Raw genomic sequence first — 19,409 nt, forward strand, 5'->3', positions numbered from 1 at the left:
ATCCTTCTACTCCTTGCCTTCGCTTTTTCGTTCCGATAATGAGGTTTCAATCAAGGCATCCAAAAGTCCGCTGAACGAATATCCCGCCGCTTCCGCGCTTCTTGGCAGCAGACTGGTCTTCGTTAAACCCGGAAGCGTGTTGACCTCCAAAATATAAGGAATCTTTCCCTTCAGGATGATATCGATCCGGGCATATACACTGCACTTCATCGCCTTATAGCATTGAAGCGCGGCTGTGCGCACCTGCTCCTGAAGTTCTGCGGGAAGCTCGATCACCTGCTCATCCGCTTCGCCTTCTTCGTATTTGGATGCATAATCGAAGAATTCGAAGTTCGGCTTGATCGACACAATCGGCAGCATGTCACCGTTCAAGACCGGGCAGGTGATCTCTTCTCCCTCTATCCATTGCTCGATCATGACGGAGCGGTCCCACCGCAGCGCCTCTTCGACGGCGGATGTTAGGTCAGCCGAGTCGCGCACGATCCGGGTACCGATGCTGGACCCGCCCGCATTCGGCTTCACCACAACGGGAAAACCGAGCCCCTCCACGTCGGCGGCCGCCAGCTCCTCCAAGCAGCCGACCATGATCCAGTCAGCCGTATGCAATCCTTCGTAACGCAGCAGCTTCTTGCTCAAATCTTTATCCATGCAGAGACTGCTGGCCAGAACGCCGCTGCCGGTATACGGAATCCCCAGCGTATCGAGGGTACCCTGCACCGTTCCGTCTTCCCCGAACGCGCCGTGCAGGGCGAGCAGCGCCATATCGATGCCTTCGGTTTTGCTGATCAGCTCGCGTTTATCGTGAATCTCGATCGGATAGACCTCGTAGCGGCTTTTATCCAAATGAGCGATCATCTCTTTGCCGGTCATGAGCGAAACTTCCCTCTCGGATGATACGCCTCCCATGATGACGCCAACCTTCATGATGTAGACCTCCTCAATAATTTCTTCAAGCTGATTGCCTGTACAACACTCCGCATGCGGATTATTTTTCCGATCTCTGTTGCCCGCAGATTTCCACTGATTTTGAATTTTCGTTGTTGAAATCCGACGGCAAAGGAGAACGCTCCGCTTCTCCACAATAATTCCGCCTTCTCCGTTGCAGCCCATGATTGCTCGGAGAAGCATTCTTTTGTATGTTAATCATCACTCCGCATGCGGATTATTCCTCCGATCTCTGTTGCCCTCAGATTTCCACTGATTTGAATTTTCGTTGTTGAAATCCGACGGCAAAGGAGAGCGCTCCGCTTCTCCACAATAATTCCGCCTTCTCCGTTGCAGCCCATGATTTCTCGGAGAAGCATTCTTTTGTATGTTAATCATCACTCCGCATGCGGATTATTCCTCCGATCTCTGTTGCCCTCAGATTTCCACTGATTTGAATTTTCGTTGTTGAAATCCGACGGCAAAGGAGAACGCTCCGCTTCTCCACAATAATTCCGCCTTCTCCGTTGAAGTCACATTACACCAGCTTCCTCGCCGCCTCGCCAATGATGCGAATCCCCTTCTCGATGTTCTCGTCGGAAACGCGGGAGAATCCAAGACGCATGGTGTGCTGGCCGCCGCCATCGGTATAGAAAATATCGCCCGGCGTAAACACCACGCCCTGGGCGGAACAAGCCTCCAGCAGCTCCCGCGTCCGGAAGTCCGGACCGAATTCAACGAACAGGTGAAGCCCGCCATCGCCGGACAGCCGTTCCATCGGAATCCACTCCTCGCAGCAGCGGATCGCAAGTTCATATTTTCGCTTGTACTCGGCCTTCGCTCTCTTTAAATACTTCTCGAAGTTGCCATTGTACAGATATTGAAAGAGCAGGGACTGATCCAGAGTCGACGTATGAATGCTGCGGGCCCGCTTCACGCTTTCCAGATAATGAATCAGGGTCTTGTCGGCCAGCACCCATCCGACTCGCAGGCCGGGAAACAGAATCTTGGAGAAGCTGCCCAGGTAAATCACGCTGTTGTTCTCCCCCCCTGCACATGCAACGAGAGGCGCGATGTGGGAGCCCGAATAACGCAGCTCCTCGTTGAAGCCGTCTTCGATCACGGGAATCTCGTGCTCGTTCAGCAGCCGCAGCGCTTCCAGCCGCTTCTGGTGGGACATCACGATTCCGGTAGGATTATGATAGGAAGGCACAAGGTACGCCATGTCGTACGACCGCTCCGACAGCTCGCGTGCGAGCCCTGTCAGGCTGATGCCGTCTTGCTCCATCTCGACGCCGGTAATGGCGTACCCGTGCATTTTAAAATTTTTAATGGCGGTATGATGGGTGGGATTCTCGCATAGAATGCGGCCATGTCCTTTGTTCAAGGCGGATAGCACCAGACTTAAGCCTTCCGTAAAACCGCTGGTGATCAGCATATCTTTGCCCTGAATATTCACCCCTTTGTTCTCCATGTAACGGAGAAGATAATCAATAAGCGGTTTATAGCCTTTGGCGTAACCGTAATTTAGTAGGATATCGCCTTCAAGCGACATCCGGTCCAGGAATGCACGTTTGACATTGGGCAGGTCGAACAGCTTCTCGTCGGGAGCGATGCTTGTAAACGATATGGAGCCCTTCTCAGCACGGATCCCGTGCTTCATCAAATCGTTCGCTTCCGCAAGCCTGGCATACTCGTTCAGGCGAGGACCCCAGTCCAGCCGCTTGCCTTCCGGCTGTGCGGATGCCCCGCTGATCGAAGGGGAAACAAAGTGTCCTTGCCCTTTAACCGCGTAGATATAGCCTTCATCCTCCAAATCGGAGTATGCGTTCAGCACCGTATTGCGGCCCACTCGAAACAGCGCGCTTAGCTCACGCGTGGAGGGAAGCTTCTGATCGGCTTGCAGCGCCCCGGTTGTCATCAAGCGCTTCATGTAATCCTTGACTTGAATATACGCCGGGCGGTCATTCGCCAGCTTGAAATCCAAATACATCGTTCATTTCCCCCTTGCTCTTATGATGGCATAATTTCGGCGGCACCACTAGAACCACAGCAGGCCTCTTTCGCCACGGGCGTGGTTTGCCGATATCGTTGGCAGAATCCCGGCCATCTCATCCCTAGGATTGGACTGCCCTTTGCGCCGGTATACCTTGATGACATGCACGTTCTCTATATCATGGAACCATACGGGATCATGCACAAGCAAGAATGAAACATTCTTGGTACCCATCTGGTGAAAAAACAGATCGGAAAATCAAAAACTGCCCCACCTTCTCAAAGGAAGATGGGGCAGTATTACGCCGTATTCGTTCGGCCTATACGGCCCTGATTCGTCTAAATAAGCCGTACTCCCGGCCCGCTTACTTCACAGCCAAGCTTTCCCTGATCTTATCATTGATCCACTGCCGCTTCGACAGCAGCCATTCCGGATCCCTTGGGTACGTCTTGAAGGTGATCGGCTCTTCAAGCCCTTCTTCCAGCGCCTGCAGAACTGCCTCCCTGCCGATCTGGGTTTCCAGCAGTTGAAGCGCTCTCAAATCCTGAAGAGCTTCCTGGAATACCTTCAGCCGAATGGATTCGATCGGCCCTTCTTCGCCGGGATATACCACAAATGCATCTCCGGAAGGAAAACCGCAATCCGCATCCGTCACCTTGAACGGATCAATGGCGCGTTTCGAGTATTGCGAATTCCAAAAGTTATATCCCCAATGGAGAAATCCCTCAATGTTAAACTTATACAGCTGAATCCCGATGATCCGGTTTCTCGCCGAAGGCATATTAAAAAATCGGTTGGACACTTCCTTGTACTGGGCACAGCAATAATAGGTCCACAGCGGCGTTACCTGCTGATCCAGGAAAGGCTCGATGTGGTTGCTGCCCGGAATCGGACGCTTCACCAGCCCCTGCTCATAGAACGAAATATCGGAGAGTGCGTCGATGATCGGGTAATCCGGCAGCAGCTCGTTCATCAACCGGCTTGCATGCCCGTAAGCCTCCAGATGGGACTCGGACGGCTCATCGGATACATGGAAATAACAGCGCTGCTCAAGTCCCCGGCTTTCGATCCAACCGGTCAAAGCATGAATGAATTGTCTGATGAAGGAATGATACGCTTCTCCAGTCGCATCCGTCTCCCAACCGAACAGCTTCTCCGGCTGTCCGTTCACGTTAGCCATAATCTTCGGCGCATGCCGGGCTCCCCACTGCGTGAAGAGGTGCGAGAATTCCAGATACTGAATGCCATTGGAATCACACAGGTCAGCCCAGCGGTCGAGTTTGTCAAACCCAAACGCATATTTTCCATCTTCGCTCACATCGACATCGACCAGCTGTACCGTCGGCCGCTCTCCGCCCACTTCCGTATCCAGCGGAGGCGTAAACACCGGAGTCAGGATCATATTGATCCCATGCTGTGCCGCGGTCTGCATAAATTGATTGATCAACATCCAGTGCCGCTCGCTAAAAATCCCCACCTCATAGTAGTTTGCCAGGCAATCGGCATGGAACCATTCCGTATGAATGAGCTTCTGCGCAGGTAAGGCTGCCGGAATCACTTCCAGCGTAAATACCTCTTCTCCAAGCGTATCTCCCGATTCCGCTTCAAAACGGATCCGGATTTCATATGTACCTCCCTGGATCGCTTCCTCAGGCTGTACCGTGATCCAGAGGCTTCTCCACTGGCCCGGGCATCCGGTTATAACAGGATCTGATGCCAGAGGCAGCAGCGGGTCCGGATATAGCCCGGGCGTAGCTCTTAAGATAAACTCGTCATGGTCATGATACGTAGGCAGCTCCGACGGAACCAGGCCTACGGAGCGGACGGTAACCCGTTCGCTTAACTCGGATTGCAGAATAACCCGGATGTTTTTCAACAAGCGATTGGAACGGTAGGCAACTTGAAACGAGAATGTCTCATTGCTAAACGCTGCCCCTGCGTCGTACGAGGCCGGGGACAGTTCTTCATCGGCGAATACTTTGGACAGAGAGCTTAACAGCCGGGTTTCAAACGTTATGGAATGACTCATGCAGATTGCATCCTCTCTACAATGGAATGAGGTACTTTCACGTACATCTTACACTAATCTGGATGGAACGGAAGGTAAATTTTGCGTTTTCGAAAAAAAGGAGCCACCGCTCTTTTGCGATGGCCGCCTTATTACTGCCAATCCTTAGGGGAGGCTGCAGATCTGCAGTCCTCCCATCAATCCCTCGAGCTCCGGTAAACTTCCATGCCGGACAGGCGCGGACACCATCTCGATTCCAAAATGGTAAGGCGGATATATTGACTGCGTACGGCGGGAAAGCGGCAGATGCGCTTGCGCCCGATTACCGTCCCGGATTGGATCGTGTGCCAGTTCCCGTTTTCCATATATTCAAGCTCGAAGCGCTCGATCCGCTGCCCGTACCGGTATTCGGCCAATACGATATGATCGAAATCGATCGCCCGCCCGAGGTCCAGCTCAATCATGGCGTATTCCGTACCCTCCTCGGGGCTCCAATACGTATCCTTGTTACCATCGACCATATTTCGAGCATCCGATCCGGCTTTCGTTTCGGAAGCCGTAATATCCGCGCCGGCTGCCAAATCGGTATCAAACGTTGTTCGGATGGCGTCCCCGAGTTCCTGCAGACGCCGCAGATCGTTCTCATGAACGAGTCCGCGGGTATCCGGCGGAATATTGAGCAGAAAGGTGGCATTACCGCCAACCGAGCCGTAATAAATATGCAGCAATTCTTCCAGCGATCGAACCTTATCGTCTTCGGACGCATGGTAGAACCAGCCGGGACGGATCGAGGTATTCACTTCGGCCGGATACCATACCAGCTCCTTCTCGCCTTGAATGACGCTCCTGCTGCCGAGATCCTCTTCGCTGGATTCATAGCGGCGCGCGAACTCCCGGTCATCCGTTTGCTGCGACTTTTCCTGGATCGCTTCATTTTGGCGCAGCGACGCCGGAACGACGCTCCACTCCGACTCCCTGCAATGCCCCGCTTCATTCCCGCACCAGCGAATATCCGGCCCGCATACCGAGATGGCGGCATTCGGCTGCAGTTCCCGAATCAGGGCGTAATACGCATCCCAATCGTATTCCTGGCGCTTGCCGTTCGGCCCTTCGCCGCAGGCTCCGTCAAACCAGACGCTGAAAATCTCGCCGTAGCCGGTCAGGAGCTCTCTTAGCTGATTCAGGAAAAATTGATTGTACCGCGGCGAATCCCCATACGACGGTTCATGCCGGTCCCAGGGGGACAAGTAGATGCCGAATTTGATCCCCTTTCTCCTACAGGCATCGGCAACCTCCTTCACCACATCCCCATGTCCGTTTCGCCAAGGGCTGCTCTTCACGGAATGCTCCGTATACTGACTCGGCCATAAACAGAAGCCGTCATGATGCTTGCAGGTCAGGATCAGGCCGCGCATCCCGGCGCTGACACAAGCGCTGACCCATTGATCCGCATCCAGCTTCGCCGGATTGAACAGCGCCGGGTCTTCCTTTCCCGTGCCCCATTCCATATCCGTGAACGTATTGATGGTAAAATGAAAGAAGGCGTAGAACTCCATCTCCTGTACGGCTAATTGACGTTCCGAGGGCTCGATGTTGGCAGCGTATTCAATGAAATTGTGCAAGCGATAAACCTCCCATACCTCATCCTTGATTGTCTAATGCTTTCTGATGAATCTCCAGATACTTATCCAACTGAAGCCCCTTAAATCCGCTGACATAGGCATCCCAATCCTTCTCGATGTCTTTGCTGCCGGTTACGAACTGGGCCAGGTTCGATTTCACGTAATCCTGAATCGTCTTCTGAATCTGCGCGATAAAGGTTGCGTCTTTCGGATCGATGAACACATCGGTCGGGTACACTAACTCCGGTTTGGCAAAAGGCTCATATTTCTTGGCAGCCAGCCATAAACGATACTCGTATGCTCCGTTGCCGAGCGAATCTTCAGGAGCAACAAAGGATTCGCGGAGGGAATTCACCATCAGCATCGTGCCGAGCTGCCACCAGGTTACGTCAAGGGATCCCTCGGGCACATCCCGCTTCAACGCTTCGTATGCGGCCGGCTCGCCGTTGTAATCAAGCGCACCGGACTCCGCCTTTCGCCATCCGTCTCCCTCGAACCCCCAGGAAGTCATGACGGTGCCTTCTTCGGAGAACAAGTAATCCGCCAGCTTGATCGCTGCGATCCGCTGCTCCTCCGTCGCTTTGTTCGTAATGACAAACGACCCGTCCCCTGCTCCGACGCTATAACCTGCTAGCTGCACGCCATTCGGTCCTTTCAGCGGGGGAACGACATCGTATTCCTTATGGCGGGGCTTGGCGTCGGTCGGCTCCAGCACGCTGCTGATCAGCGCATAACCGACGGTGCCGACCACATTCTCCGCTTTGTTGCCAAGCTGCTTGACGGCATCGCCGTTCTGCGTAAAGGCTCCTTTATCGATCAGTCCTTCGCTGTAAAGCTTACGCAGATATTTCAGCCCTTCCCTCCATTCGGGCTCAGCCGCCGACAAAATCACCTTGCCATCCTTCACGCTTAGATAAGTCGTGCCATTGTTGTATATAAAAGCATTCATCAAAAAGGCGTCAACTCCTCCTCCCCATACATCGAGCGAAGTGGTCATCGGAATTTCGTCAGCCTTTCCGTTGCCGTTCGGGTCCTGCTCCTTAAAGGCTTTCAGCACTTCATAGAACTCGTCGGTGGTCGTTGGCATTTCAAGCCCTAACTTCTCGAGCCAGGTCGTATTGATCCACATCCGCTGGCCATACGTGCAGTGCAGGCACTCGTTCACCTTCGGAAGCGCGTATATATTGCCGTCCGGGGCCGTCATGGCGGATTTCAAATAGGAAACTTCCTCCAATGCCTTCTTGATGTTCGGCGCATGCTGGTCGATTAAATCATTCAAAGGGATAAAGGCCCCCTGCATTCCGTACTTGATCTGATCCGCCTTGGATATGCCGGCATTCATAATAAGCGCCGGATAATCCCCGCTGGCCAGCATCAGCAGTTTCTTGTCGTTGAATACCGCGTCGGGCGTCGTATTCCATTTGAACGTAATCCCCAGCTTCTCTTCGATATGCTTGGAGAATGGATTGACCTCGAGGCTCTCGATGCCGGCGGACTGAGGAGCGAATACCGATAGTTCAACGGGTGCCCCCGACTCCGGAGGGCTTGCCGGATTTCCAGTTCCTGTTTCGCTCGATTTGCCGCAAGCGGATAAAACCAGCACTGCCGCGAGAATCAGACTTAAACCTAATCCAGTGAACCTTTTCAAATCAATTCCTCCCTAATATGAAATGCTTGCCCGTACTTCATAAACGAAACCTAATTTTGCATATACCCCCTATGTGTCCGATCATCGGAATTACCCATTCTATACTGCCGGCCTCACCTCCTTCACAATAAGCAGGAATCACCCTTTCAAGGACCCGATCATCACGCCTTTGACAAAATACTTCTGCACGAACGGGTAAATGACCAGTACCGGGGCACTTGCCACCACGATCAGCGAATACTTCAGCAGATCCTTAAGCCCTTCGCGGACCAGCAGCTCATTCACGTTGGTCACCATCTCGGCGCTGACGGAATTCAGGATCAGAATATCCCTCAGGAAGATTTGCAGCGGAAACAGGCTGCTGTCCTTTAAATAAATCAGGGCGTTGAAATAGGAGTTCCAATGGCCGACGGCGTACATCAGCGCGAGCACGGCCAGGATCGGCTTGGATAACGGAAGGACGATTTTCAGAAAAAAGGTAATGTCGCTGCTGCCGTCCATTTCGGCCGCTTCGGCGAGCTCCTCCGGGATCGTGGTTTGAAAAAAGGTTCTGGCGATGATGACCTGAAACACGGCTAACGCACCCGGTATGATCATGGCCCAGCGCGTGTCGAGCATGCCGAGCGACTTCACGAGAAGATAGTTCGGAATGAGCCCGCCGTCAAAAAACATCGTGAACACCAGCAGCATCATGATGAGGTTGCGAACGTAAAACGTCTTTCGGGCTAACGGATATGCAAGCATCACCGTGAATGCGACGTTGACAAGCGTGCCGACAACGGCATAGAACAGCGAGTTGCCAAACCCGATCAGAATATTGGAATTCTGGAATACCGCTTTGTAGCCGATCAGGGTCACGTCCACCGGCCACAGCCACACCTTGCCCGACGACACTGCGCCCGGGGAGCTGAAGGATGCGCTTACAATATGCAGCAGCGGAAACAGGATGACAATCAGGACGACGGATAGAAACAAATACACGATACCAAGGAAAATCCGGTCTGCAGCGGACTCCCGTACGGTTGATCTGCTCATGCGATTCCTCCTACCATAGACTTGTGGATGAGACTTTTCTGGATACGTAATTGACGATGACCAAGAGAATGAAATTAATTACGGAATTGAACAGGCCGATGGCGGCGGAGAAGCTGAAGTTCGCTCCGAGCAGGCCGACCTTGTACACGTAGGTGGAGATGACCTCGGACGTGTTCTGATTCAGCGGGTTTTGCATGAGATAGATTTTCTCGAAGCCCAGGCTCATCAGATTGCCCAGATTCAATATGAGCAAAATGACGATGACCGGAAACAAGCTGGGAATATCGATATTGATGATTTTTTGAAACCGGGTCGCCCCGTCCACTCGGGCCGCCTCGTACAAATCGGGATTGACTCCCGCCAAGGCCGCAATATAGATGATGGCGCCATAACCGGTGAACTGCCATACATCGGACCAGACATAGATCGATTTGAACAGCTCCGGCACGCCGAGAAAATCAACGGTTTCCAGTCCCAGCGCCCGGAACAGGTTGCTCATCAGCCCGGTGTTGGGCGAGAGGTTCACGATCAGAATCGAGACGATAACAACCGTTGAAATAAAGTACGGCGCGTAGGTCACCATCTGGACGGTTTTCTTGAATCGGCCGTTCCTGATCTCATTCAGTGCCAGCGCCAACAGAATGGGTGCAGGGAATCCGACCAGCAGGCCGTACAGGGAAATCTCGAGCGTGTTGCGGACATACTGCCAGAAGAACGGCGCGTCGAACAATTGCCGGAAATAATCGAACCCTACCCAGGGACTGCCGAAGATCCCCTGTACGACGTTGTATTCCTTGAATGCAATCAGTACGCCGAACATCGGAACGTATTTGAAGAGGATGATGTAGACTAACGGGAAGAAAACGAGCAGGTAGAACTGCCAGTGCTTCATCAGCTTCTTCCTCGTTCGGTTCATGGGCTTGTTCGATGGTAGATTCGTTGGTGCCTGTGCATCTGCAGGTACTGGGATTGCGCTGCTCATACGAGCCAATGGGGTCACCCTCCTTCGCTTTGTGTTGGTCCCAAGTTTAGAGCGGACGGTTCCATCCGATCAATAAACAAGATTCTCCGAATCAACGTATTTCCGCGAGCAGGGGAAAATTTCAGAGCCGGCAGGCCGTGAGAGCGATAAACCTTTTTCCGCCGCTAAACCTCTCTCCGTTGACGGCAAAAAAGCCCGCAGGACAGCATCGTCCGCAGGGCTCTATACTTAGTTCGGGTATGCATGGAAGGGACTCCGAGGGACTCGTTAATTCCCGAATTTCTGCTGCTTGATAGCAGCTTGCTCACGATAATCCCCCGGCGACATTCCCATCAGCTTTTTAAACATCCGGCCAAACGAGATGGCGTTGGAATACCCGACTTCGGTGGCGATATCCTGTACGGGCAGCAGGGTTTCTTCCAGCAGTCTTCGGGCATGGGTCATCCGCAGCTCGATCAAATAATCCACGAATTTCTGGCCGGTCTCCTCCCGGAACAGCTTGCTCAGCGTTTTCCAGTTCATGCCGAAGCGTTCGCTTAAAAAATTGAGGGACAGGTCCGGGTTGCTCGAGTTCTGCTCCATAAACAAGCGCACCTTTTGAATCGTGTCCGCATGATTTCGGCCCTCCATGAGAGCGAGGATGCTGTCGTACAGAGCGGATAAAGCCTCCCCGAGTTCCTGTTCCAGCTCCTCCAGCGTATCGGACGACTGAAGCGCGTTCCGTAAAGCAGGCTGCCCCTCCGTAAGCCATAATTCCTGAAATTCCTTCGCCATGCAGGACATTTCGCGTCCCAGCGAGTACATCATGTAATCCGCCAGGTTCACCACGCCGTCCCGGTCCAGCATGTTCTGCTCGATGTTATGGATAAGGGTGCTGTATTTCTCCTGCCAATCCTTGTTGACGAGCCGGAAGGACTGCGCCATCGAGCGGATCAGGTTCAGAAAATCGAATGCATTCCCCCGGTCCTCACCGGATACTTCGGCGTAATGAATGATTCGGTTGTCGCCGAGGATCATTTTGTATTTCAATGCGGCGCGTGCCTGCCAATAGGATTCCGGGATATCCGTATACCGCTCCGCTTTCTCCCCGATGCCAACGGTTATGGTCAGCTTCAGGTGCTCCTCCACCCACTGGCGGGCTTGCTCCAGCAGCGTGGCCACATGCCGATTCTGATCCTGATCTTCCGCTGCCGCGAGAACTCCCAGCTTCGAGGCTGAAATCCATTCCGTCCAAAGCATCGTTTCCCGCCCGGCTGCAATTTCTTGAACGACGCTTTTTAAGGCAAACTTGATCAGATACTGGTCCTGCTGGGGATACTGTTCGCAAAACAGCGGGTATTTATCGATTTCGATGACATTGACGATCTGTGGTTGGGACAGGTCCGGCAGCCCCATGGCTTCGCGCTGCTCGTTCCACTGCTCCAGATGAGAAGGATACTGTCCCTCCATCAGCTGCTGAAACAGGTACGCTTTGCGCAGGAGCAAATCTTCCCGGTGCTGCTGCTGAAAGCTGCTCGCCTGTTCCAGCAGGCTCTCCAGCGCCGATTCGATAAAAGCAAACTCATCCTGTTTGCCGCCATGGAGCAGAACGCTCGTTTTGGTCTGCGAATATTTCGAAATCCGGGACACGATGGCTTCGATCGGCTTATAGTTCCGGCGCGTGACGAATACGATCCAGACCACGCCGGCCATGCACATCAGAAGGCCGACGATAAACCAGACATTGTACAATTGGCTGACGATACCCACCACCCTGCCTTGGGTAAGCCCCCCTTCGTAAACCCATCCGGTGTAAGGGGATACCGCTTGGGACACAAGTTCCCCGTGCTCGGCGCCTGAGGTGCCGGCGATCAAGGAACGGCCCCCCGTGTCCATCACATGAATGAAACTAACTTCGGGATTAACCATGCCCTGAATCATGTTATGTATGGCGTCCACCTTGATATTGACGGCAATCACGCCTTTGCCATGGGTAACGAAGGGGGCATCCCGTACCAGGGTGACCACCTGCTGCGTGCTGTTAAAGCTGAATTCCCGGAAACTCCGCAGGGCACTCCACTTTGCTTCGCTATTGACCTGGCTCAGATAAGGCTGGAGAAAGTCATAATCCGCATAATCCTGCAAACGGAAAGTGGACGAAGAGCTTAGGACGAATTCATCCTGGGTTCGAACGAGGACCATGGAATCCACAAGCGGGTTGGAAACCTTGAACTGCTTCATGGCCTTCACGGCCTGCATGTTCAAATAGACGTTGTCCTGATCCTCTTGATTGAAAAATCCCGACATATCAGGGTTGAACAGCAATTCCTGCACCAGCATCTGATCGATGGCCTTCAGCGAATTGTCGACCGAACGCATCGCCTGCTGAATCATCGTCTCATTAGCCTGGATCGCGCCCTGCCGCGACTGTTCCCCGAGCATTTGGAAAAAGACAAAAAACACAAAGGAAATCACGATAAAGAAGACCGGCATATACGATAAAAGCTGACGGTAAAACCACGCTTTCCTTCCCATAGGCATCCCCCTGAGCGATTAATTCCTTATCTCGTCATCGATTGAAAGTAATTTCATCATAGAAGAACGGACGGGGTTTACCAACACTTTTTTGAACCTCGGAAGAAAAACAAGTCTAAAGCATCACGACTTCCATAGCATTTACACCGCCCTTAACCTATGGTAATTATCCATTGCTCGGCAAAGAGCGGTCAGCCGCCGACAGACCGGAACTATGGATTCGGAGGAGTGGGCACCGCCGGTTCTCCCTCACGTCCAAGCCGCCGGCTTGCCGTTTCCCTGCGGCCCGTCGCAGGAACATGAGCTCCTGTTTTGGCCAAACCGAATCTCGGCATGTTGTTGTACAGGCATTCATGCTGCCCTTCCTGAACAAGATAGGTTTCGTGAAATATCCCTACGTCCCCTCCCGTTCCGACCTTGCGGTTGAAATCCCGCCATGCCTTCAGGTGATTGGCTCCGTGGCGTGCATAATGCTCCAGGTGTTCGAAGCTTCTCCAATATTGGATGAGGGTAAGTCCCCACCCTGAAAAATGATAGGTACCGTCCATGAAGCCGAGCTCCTCCTTGTTCCGGTACAGCTCCTGAAGCATCGGGGTCATGGCATTCATGACAGGCAGCCACTTATGGACCGCCCACCACTTGTTAATCCGAAACCCGATCACGAATACAACGAAAGATCCGTCCATATGTGCGGTATATCGACCTGGAATCACTTTGCTCATGCTTGCTCACTCCCCTTCCTTGATTTCGAGCAGACCTAGGTGCGTTTCGTAAAAGCAGCCGATTTCCGTGGAATTGTACAACTGAGCCGTCAGAAACGCCCCGTAAAAAACGGTGAAACAAATCTGTACGGCTTGCTCCAAGGTTAAGGCTTTATTCAGCCTGCCGGCTTGAGCTTCCTCCTTCATGAACCGCTCGAATAGAGCATGCATGTTGGGCGATTCGCTTCCCGCTTCCTCGTGACCGGGAAAGAGCAGCGATACTTCCGCCCGGCTCAGCTCCGGCATGCAGGGCTGCATGTTCTGCTCCGCGAGAAAAGAGATCAAACTCGGCATCATGCCCGGCCTTACTTGATGCTCCTTAGCGACCTCGGACAGCAGATGGCGGAATGCCTGAAACCCTTTTTTCCCTTCCTGGTCGATCTCGATCATCCGCTCGGTCAGCCAAACCCGCATAAAATAAATCAGCAAATCCTCTTTGCGTTGATAGAACTTGAAAAAAGTGACCTTGGATATTTCGGCGCTCCTGCAGATGTCCTCCAGCATGACCTGGCTGAACATCCGATCCTTCATCAAAGATAATCCCGCTTCGTACAGCGCGATTTTGTTCTTGGCTTTTTTTAACTCCCTTAATGGGATATCCGGATGTTGCAAGGGAATACACCACCTTTGATTAACTCTTGTAAATAAATTAACACAAGTTAATTTATTTTGTCAAAGTAAAGTGCATCGTGCCTCCGGTGCGTGGTCCGGGCTTGCTTGGTTGGCTGTCGATCATAATGTGTTTATTGAGATTGGATACACGGGGGAATGACTTGGAAGGGAAAGAAAGCTCAGAAATGCCCCTCTTTTTTATGAATAGAGACATGGGGGAAAATGCGTAAATGCGGTAACTGGTAACGGTACTTTGAGAAATGTGCGAAATAAGGTACAGAGAGAATAGCTGGGAACAGGAACGAGGATGACCCATACTGCCGGGAGTTTTGCTTTTCAGGAGGGTAAAACAAAAAGGCAAGTTTCAGGTTACATTCCTGATCTCGCCTCTGTTCATAATGGGTATGCAAAAAAACGGTGATGCACTGTCAGACAAATCGATAACTAACTACTTAAAGGAGCATAGGCGGCAAAGGAAACTAGCGTTTGTCGGTCCACACTCGGCTTTGGTGATTCTGCCTAGATTGAAGCTGCGGCGACGGGGGACAAGAACACCCGCCGAACGCCCACGCCGTAGCTAACGGACATCAAATACGTTTTTTCCCGTATAAGAGGCCCTCGTATCGCGCTAACGGACAGCAGATCCGTTATTTTCCAGATATGAGGTCCATTAAACGTTCTAACGGACACCAGATCCGTTATTTACTCCGAAAGCAGCCATAATACCGCTCTTTTCAGAGAATAACGGATTCCCTGTCCGATAATTTCGCTCAAACCTCTATTTTCTACGAAATAAGGTCTCCTGTGTCCGCTAAACACCGCGTGTACACTGGGCAGAATACCAAGGCATGGCAGGACGGCAATTACCATTGTTCCGCAAGGCCAGGCTTAGCCGCCACACGGCCAAGCGGCTTTGCCAGGCTTTCGCCGCACTACAAGACCAGCTGCATTGCCAGGCTTTGGACGCTCAACACGCCCAAGCCGCATTGACGGACTTTAGCCGCGCCACACGGCCGAGCGGCTTTGCCAGGCTTTGACCACACTCCCAAGCCGCATTGCCAGGGCTTTGGACGCTCCACGCTGGCAAGCACCCTGAAGGTATCGCTCCATCGCAATGCCGGATACACCTGTATAAGCATCCCCGTCACACCGCCATACAACTCAACTCACAGCACGTTTAACTCGTAAACGGTCGCTAGAGTACCACGATCACTGGCCCGCCAACACGAAGGTATTCATCCCCTGGCTGCGGCATCCGCGTAGAAAATAATCGTGTAAAATTTCGTCGTTTCGTTACCAGGGTTGACGTACCGATGAGGCCGGTTAGCCGAGAAATGGACGGAGCTTCCGGCAGGCACGGTATAGCTTTCATCTTCGCGCCAAAGCTCAAGCTCTCCCTGATGCACAAAAATATACTCCTCCACGCCGTCATTATGAGCTTCGGACCCGTGATCGCAGCCCGGATCCATGATGACCATATAAGACTCGAATTTGGTACGCAGGTTGTAGGAGAACAAAGGGTGCACCCGGTACGCGCCTTCTGCCTCGTGAAAAGGCTCCACTTCATCCGGAGAGACCACGGTCACTTCGGTTTCCGCCTCCTCGATGAGTGTGGTGAATGAAATGCCGAGGCCGCTGACGATGCGCCACAATACCGAGATCGTCGGGTTGGAATCCCCACGCTCGATCTGTCCCAGCATGGCTTTGCTGACACCGGTCAACTCGGCTACGTTATCGAGGCTGAGGCCTCGTGATTTACGGATGGCTTGCAGATTTCTCCCTACCTTTTTATGAATGGGTTCCAAGTGTAACCATATCCTCCTTCTGAAACTAAGCCGTTAACTGATCTTGCTCTGATCAGTCCGCCGCTTCTCCATAAGCTTTGACACCATATCATCGGTCATATGGTTCAAATCATATTGTACATCAAATCCCCATTCTTCGCGTGCCGCAGTTGCGTCAAGCGAGTCCGGCCATTCGCTTGCAATCGCTTGACGGATCGGATCCACGTCATAGTCGAGGCTGAAATCCGGAATATGCCGGCGAATACTGGCCGCAATTCCTTCAGGATCGACGCTCATTGCCGTAACATTGAAAGCATTGCGATGCTTCAGCTTAGCCGGATCCGCCTCCATCAATGCAATGATGGCGGAGATCGCATCTGGCATGTACATCATATCAAGGTAGGTCCCTTTATCAATAAAAGAAGTGTAGCTTCCGCTGCGGATCGCGGCCACATACATCTCAACCGCATAATCCGTCGTTCCCCCTCCCGGAGGCGCGGAATGGGAGATCAGTCCCGGAAAGCGCAATCCCCGGGTATCCACTCCGTATTTATGGTAATAGTAGTCGCACAACAGCTCCCCGGAGACCTTGCTGACTCCATACATGGTTAGTGGACGCTGCAGCGTGTCTTGCGGCGTTGCGTTTTTGGGGGTGTCCGCCCCGAATGCCGCGATGGAGCTCGGCGTAAAGAACTGGCAGGACAAGGCCCGCGCCGTCTCCAGCGCACTTAACAGACCGCCCATGTTCAGGTTCCAGGCCAGTGCCGGATTGGATTCTGCCTTGGCCGACAGAAGAGCCGCTAGATGAATGATCGTATCTGCCCGAAACTCTTTAGCCGCTTCGTGAAATGCATGGTGATCGGTTACGTCCAGTGTTTTGAACGGTCCCGATAGGACTGTTTCATGATGGATTTGGCGAATGTCCGTTGCAAGAACGGCTTCTTCGCCGTAAATCTGGCGCAATTTCGCCACCAGGTCTGAGCCGATCTGACCGAGTGCGCCGGTTACCATAATTCGTTTCATAAACTCGTGCCCCCTTATTAGATCAGACCCAGCTCGCGTCCGATGGTTTCATATGCGGAAAGTGCGCGATCCAGCATCTCCTTCGTATGCATGGCGGTTGGCATATTCCGAACTCTTCCCGTACCTTTTGGTACCGTCGGGAATACGATCGATTTGGCATACACGCCTTCTTCGTACAATCTCGTACTGAATGTCTGGGTCGTTGCTTCATCTCCGATGATGCAAGGCGTAATCGGAGTTTCCGTGCGGCCGACGGAATAACCAAGGCGCTTAAGGCCTTCCTGCAGATAACGGGTGTTCTCCCACAGCTTCGTTTGCAGGTCTTTGCTGTTCTGCAGGATGTCGATAGCGGTAATGCAAGCGGCTACGGTACCTGGAGGCAGCGCAGTCGAGAACAAGAACGGACGGCTGCGAACCTTGAGCCAATCCACCAGGTCGCGCGATCCGGCAACATAACCGCCGACAACGCCAACCGCCTTGGACAGGGTTCCGATCTGGATATCCACCCGATCCGACAACCCGAAATGCTTCACGGTGCCTGCACCGCCGCCAAGCACGCCCGATCCATGCGCGTCATCCACGTAAGTGATCAGATCATAGGTCTCGGCGATCTCCACGATTTCGGGGAGTTTTGCAATGTCGCCATCCATCGAGAACACGCCATCGGTAATCACCATGATCTTGCCGTATAAACCGGATTCTCTCGCTTCTTTTGCTTTCGAACGCAAATCGTCCATGTCCGAATGGTTAAACCGAATAACCTTCGCCTTGGTCAACCGGCAGCCGTCAATAATGGACGCATGGTTCAGCTCATCCGACAAAATGGCATCCCCGGCACCCATCACCGCCGAGATCGCCGCCATATTGCAATTGAAACCGGACTGATACGTCAGCACCGCTTCAGTTCCCTTGAACTGCGCAAGCTTCTCCTCAAGCTCTACATGAAGTGAAAGCGTTCCGTTAATGGAGCGAACGGCGCCGCTTCCTGTTCCGAAATCGGTCGTAGCCCGGATGGCTGCTTCTTTCAGTCGCTCATCATTTGCCAGTCCGAGATAGTTGTTGGAAGATAAATTCACGAATTCACGACCCTGAATGGTAATGAGCGGACCGTTCGGACTTTCAAGAGGCTGGATGGTATTATAGAGCCCTTGCTGCTTGAGTTCCGTTAGATTATCCTGTAAGAAAGCGCTTAACGATTGACTGGACATATGAAATTCCTCCCGTGGATCCGAAGTATCTTAACGTACATATCATTTACCATTCCATTGTATGCAAAAAGTCACACTCATGCAATATCCTGTACATAAATATGTTATATTAGATTTTCTGACAAAAAAATCCCCTCAGCATTCATGGTAGGCTGCCAACCAGCCTGCCGTTATGAGTACTAAAGGGTGATAGATTAATTACGAGGCCCAAATTTCGTACACGAAATCTTTAATGAATCTCAGTTTCTCCAACTGCTGTTCTTCCGTTTGGGCGAGTAAGAAAGGGTATCCATCATGCTGCTGTTATAAGTAACTCTAATTAACTATAGCCAGCTATAGTATGAAGCTATCCCATCAAAATCAGGTGGCAATCGCTTCATGCAGCGCCTCGACATAAGCTGCGGCAAGCTTGGACAGGGTCGCGTTTTTATGGCTGATCCATCCGACGTTGATCGTCTCATCGCAGGCGAGCGGAACCGGAATAATCTCGTTCCCGTTCAGGTCGGCGCTCAGCACCCCGGTCGAAATGGTATACCCGTTCAGACCGATCAGCAGATTGAACAGGGTTGCACGGTCATTGACCCGGATGCTTTTTTTGTGAGACAGCGTGCTGAGGATTTCCTCCGAGAAGTGGAACGAATTGTATTCCCCCTGCTCGAAGGATAAATACGGATAATTCTGAAGCTCGTCAATGGTCACGATCGACTGCTTGGCCAGCGGATTTTTGATGCTGATAAAAATATGCGGCCTCGCCGTAAACAAGCTGGTAAATTGAAGCCCTGCATCCTTCAGCAGCTTGTTGATCACCTTGGCATTGAATTCGTTCAGGTAGAGAATGCCGATCTCGCTGCGCAGGGTTTTGACGTCCTGGATGATTTCGTAGGTCTTCGTTTCTCTCAGCGCCAATTCGTACTCATCCTGCCCGTATTCCTGGACCAGCTTCACGAAGGCATTGACCGCAAAGGCGTAGTGCTGCGTGGATACCGAAAAATGCTGCGGGGAAGGCTTTGCGTTCAGATAACGCCCTTCCAGAAGCTCTGCCTGCTCCACCACCTGCCGCGCATAGCCGAGAAACTCCGCGCCTTCTTTGGACAAGGATATTCCTTTGTTCGTCCGCTCGAATATCGTAATGCGAAGCTCTTCCTCCAGATCCTTGATCGCGTTGGAAAGGCTGGGCTGGGAAATGAATAATCGTTTGGCCGCCTCGTTCATGGAACCACGGTTGGCAACTTCGATGGCATACTTTAATTGTTGTAAGGTCAAAGTGATTCCCCCTTTTTATACTTTCAAGG

Annotated in this window: 16 protein-coding genes; all 16 read right to left on the minus strand. The window is 52.4% G+C overall.

Translation table 11 applies throughout. The features are described 5' to 3' along the window. Positions 1 to 6: 6 nt before the first annotated feature. On the minus strand, positions 7 to 924 hold the full coding sequence (locus tag AC3RCL_RS23050; RefSeq protein WP_492532194.1) for a D-alanine--D-alanine ligase: 918 nt from the start codon (positions 922 to 924) through the stop codon (positions 7 to 9). A 538-nt stretch (positions 925 to 1,462) separates the two neighbouring features. Continuing rightward, entirely contained in the window at positions 1,463 to 2,917 is a 1,455-nt protein-coding gene (locus AC3RCL_RS23055; protein WP_492532196.1) for an aminotransferase-like domain-containing protein, read from the minus strand. Positions 2,918 to 2,965: 48 nt separating this feature from the next. Next, positions 2,966 to 3,130: a hypothetical protein gene (locus tag AC3RCL_RS23060; protein ID WP_162939100.1), complete on the minus strand. Its 165-nt coding sequence runs from the start codon at positions 3,128 to 3,130 to the stop codon at positions 2,966 to 2,968. 154 nt (positions 3,131 to 3,284) lie between these two features. After that, complete coding sequence (locus tag AC3RCL_RS23065; protein WP_492532199.1) at positions 3,285 to 4,949, minus strand: DUF4091 domain-containing protein; 1,665 nt, start codon at positions 4,947 to 4,949, stop codon at positions 3,285 to 3,287. 176 nt (positions 4,950 to 5,125) lie between these two features. Then, positions 5,126 to 6,550: an alpha-L-fucosidase gene (locus tag AC3RCL_RS23070; RefSeq protein WP_492532201.1), complete on the minus strand. Its 1,425-nt coding sequence runs from the start codon at positions 6,548 to 6,550 to the stop codon at positions 5,126 to 5,128. 19 nt (positions 6,551 to 6,569) lie between these two features. Further along, positions 6,570 to 8,198 carry an ABC transporter substrate-binding protein gene (locus AC3RCL_RS23075; protein ID WP_492532203.1) on the minus strand — a complete coding sequence of 543 codons (1,629 nt, stop codon included), beginning with the start codon at positions 8,196 to 8,198 and terminating at the stop codon, positions 6,570 to 6,572. Positions 8,199 to 8,336: 138 nt separating this feature from the next. Then, on the minus strand, positions 8,337 to 9,233 hold the full coding sequence (locus AC3RCL_RS23080; protein WP_096776089.1) for a carbohydrate ABC transporter permease: 897 nt from the start codon (positions 9,231 to 9,233) through the stop codon (positions 8,337 to 8,339). Between the two features lie 10 nt (positions 9,234 to 9,243). Then, positions 9,244 to 10,215, minus strand: a complete 972-nt coding sequence (locus tag AC3RCL_RS23085) for an ABC transporter permease (RefSeq protein WP_015736745.1) — start codon at positions 10,213 to 10,215, stop codon at positions 9,244 to 9,246. 267 nt (positions 10,216 to 10,482) lie between these two features. Beyond that, entirely contained in the window at positions 10,483 to 12,729 is a 2,247-nt protein-coding gene (locus AC3RCL_RS23090) for a helix-turn-helix domain-containing protein (RefSeq protein WP_492532205.1), read from the minus strand. Positions 12,730 to 12,941: 212 nt separating this feature from the next. After that, entirely contained in the window at positions 12,942 to 13,451 is a 510-nt protein-coding gene (locus tag AC3RCL_RS23095; RefSeq protein ID WP_492532207.1) for a DUF4188 domain-containing protein, read from the minus strand. Between the two features lie 6 nt (positions 13,452 to 13,457). Next, the gene (locus AC3RCL_RS23100; RefSeq protein ID WP_375120497.1) at positions 13,458 to 14,102 is read right to left on the minus strand and encodes a TetR/AcrR family transcriptional regulator; all 645 of its coding nucleotides are present in this window, start codon (positions 14,100 to 14,102) and stop codon (positions 13,458 to 13,460) included. A 932-nt stretch (positions 14,103 to 15,034) separates the two neighbouring features. After that, complete coding sequence (locus tag AC3RCL_RS23105; RefSeq protein ID WP_492532210.1) at positions 15,035 to 15,241, minus strand: hypothetical protein; 207 nt, start codon at positions 15,239 to 15,241, stop codon at positions 15,035 to 15,037. 96 nt (positions 15,242 to 15,337) lie between these two features. Beyond that, positions 15,338 to 15,907 carry a helix-turn-helix domain-containing protein gene (locus AC3RCL_RS23110; RefSeq protein ID WP_492532212.1) on the minus strand — a complete coding sequence of 190 codons (570 nt, stop codon included), beginning with the start codon at positions 15,905 to 15,907 and terminating at the stop codon, positions 15,338 to 15,340. A 33-nt stretch (positions 15,908 to 15,940) separates the two neighbouring features. Next, entirely contained in the window at positions 15,941 to 16,909 is a 969-nt protein-coding gene (locus AC3RCL_RS23115; RefSeq protein ID WP_492532214.1) for an NAD-dependent epimerase/dehydratase family protein, read from the minus strand. Between the two features lie 17 nt (positions 16,910 to 16,926). Beyond that, entirely contained in the window at positions 16,927 to 18,117 is a 1,191-nt protein-coding gene (locus AC3RCL_RS23120) for a glycine C-acetyltransferase (protein ID WP_213579417.1), read from the minus strand. 360 nt (positions 18,118 to 18,477) lie between these two features. Next, positions 18,478 to 19,380 (minus strand): LysR family transcriptional regulator, encoded by a 903-nt coding sequence (locus AC3RCL_RS23125; protein ID WP_009593611.1) that lies wholly within the window; start codon positions 19,378 to 19,380, stop codon positions 18,478 to 18,480. Positions 19,381 to 19,409: the final 29 nt, after the last annotated feature.

Source organism: Paenibacillus sp. MT86, from assembly GCF_058792535.1.

Coding starts and splice junctions, on each gene's coding strand:
- AC3RCL_RS23050 (WP_492532194.1), bottom strand. CDS start 924: ATGAAGGTTGGCGTCATCATGGGAGGCGTATCATCCGAGAGGGAAGTT.
- AC3RCL_RS23055 (WP_492532196.1), bottom strand. CDS start 2,917: ATGTATTTGGATTTCAAGCTGGCGAATGACCGCCCGGCGTATATTCAA.
- AC3RCL_RS23065 (WP_492532199.1), bottom strand. CDS start 4,949: ATGAGTCATTCCATAACGTTTGAAACCCGGCTGTTAAGCTCTCTGTCC.
- AC3RCL_RS23080 (WP_096776089.1), bottom strand. CDS start 9,233: ATGAGCAGATCAACCGTACGGGAGTCCGCTGCAGACCGGATTTTCCTT.
- AC3RCL_RS23085 (WP_015736745.1), bottom strand. CDS start 10,215: ATGAGCAGCGCAATCCCAGTACCTGCAGATGCACAGGCACCAACGAAT.
- AC3RCL_RS23090 (WP_492532205.1), bottom strand. CDS start 12,729: ATGGGAAGGAAAGCGTGGTTTTACCGTCAGCTTTTATCGTATATGCCG.
- AC3RCL_RS23095 (WP_492532207.1), bottom strand. CDS start 13,451: ATGAGCAAAGTGATTCCAGGTCGATATACCGCACATATGGACGGATCT.
- AC3RCL_RS23105 (WP_492532210.1), bottom strand. CDS start 15,241: ATGCTTATACAGGTGTATCCGGCATTGCGATGGAGCGATACCTTCAGG.
- AC3RCL_RS23115 (WP_492532214.1), bottom strand. CDS start 16,909: ATGAAACGAATTATGGTAACCGGCGCACTCGGTCAGATCGGCTCAGAC.
- AC3RCL_RS23120 (WP_213579417.1), bottom strand. CDS start 18,117: ATGTCCAGTCAATCGTTAAGCGCTTTCTTACAGGATAATCTAACGGAA.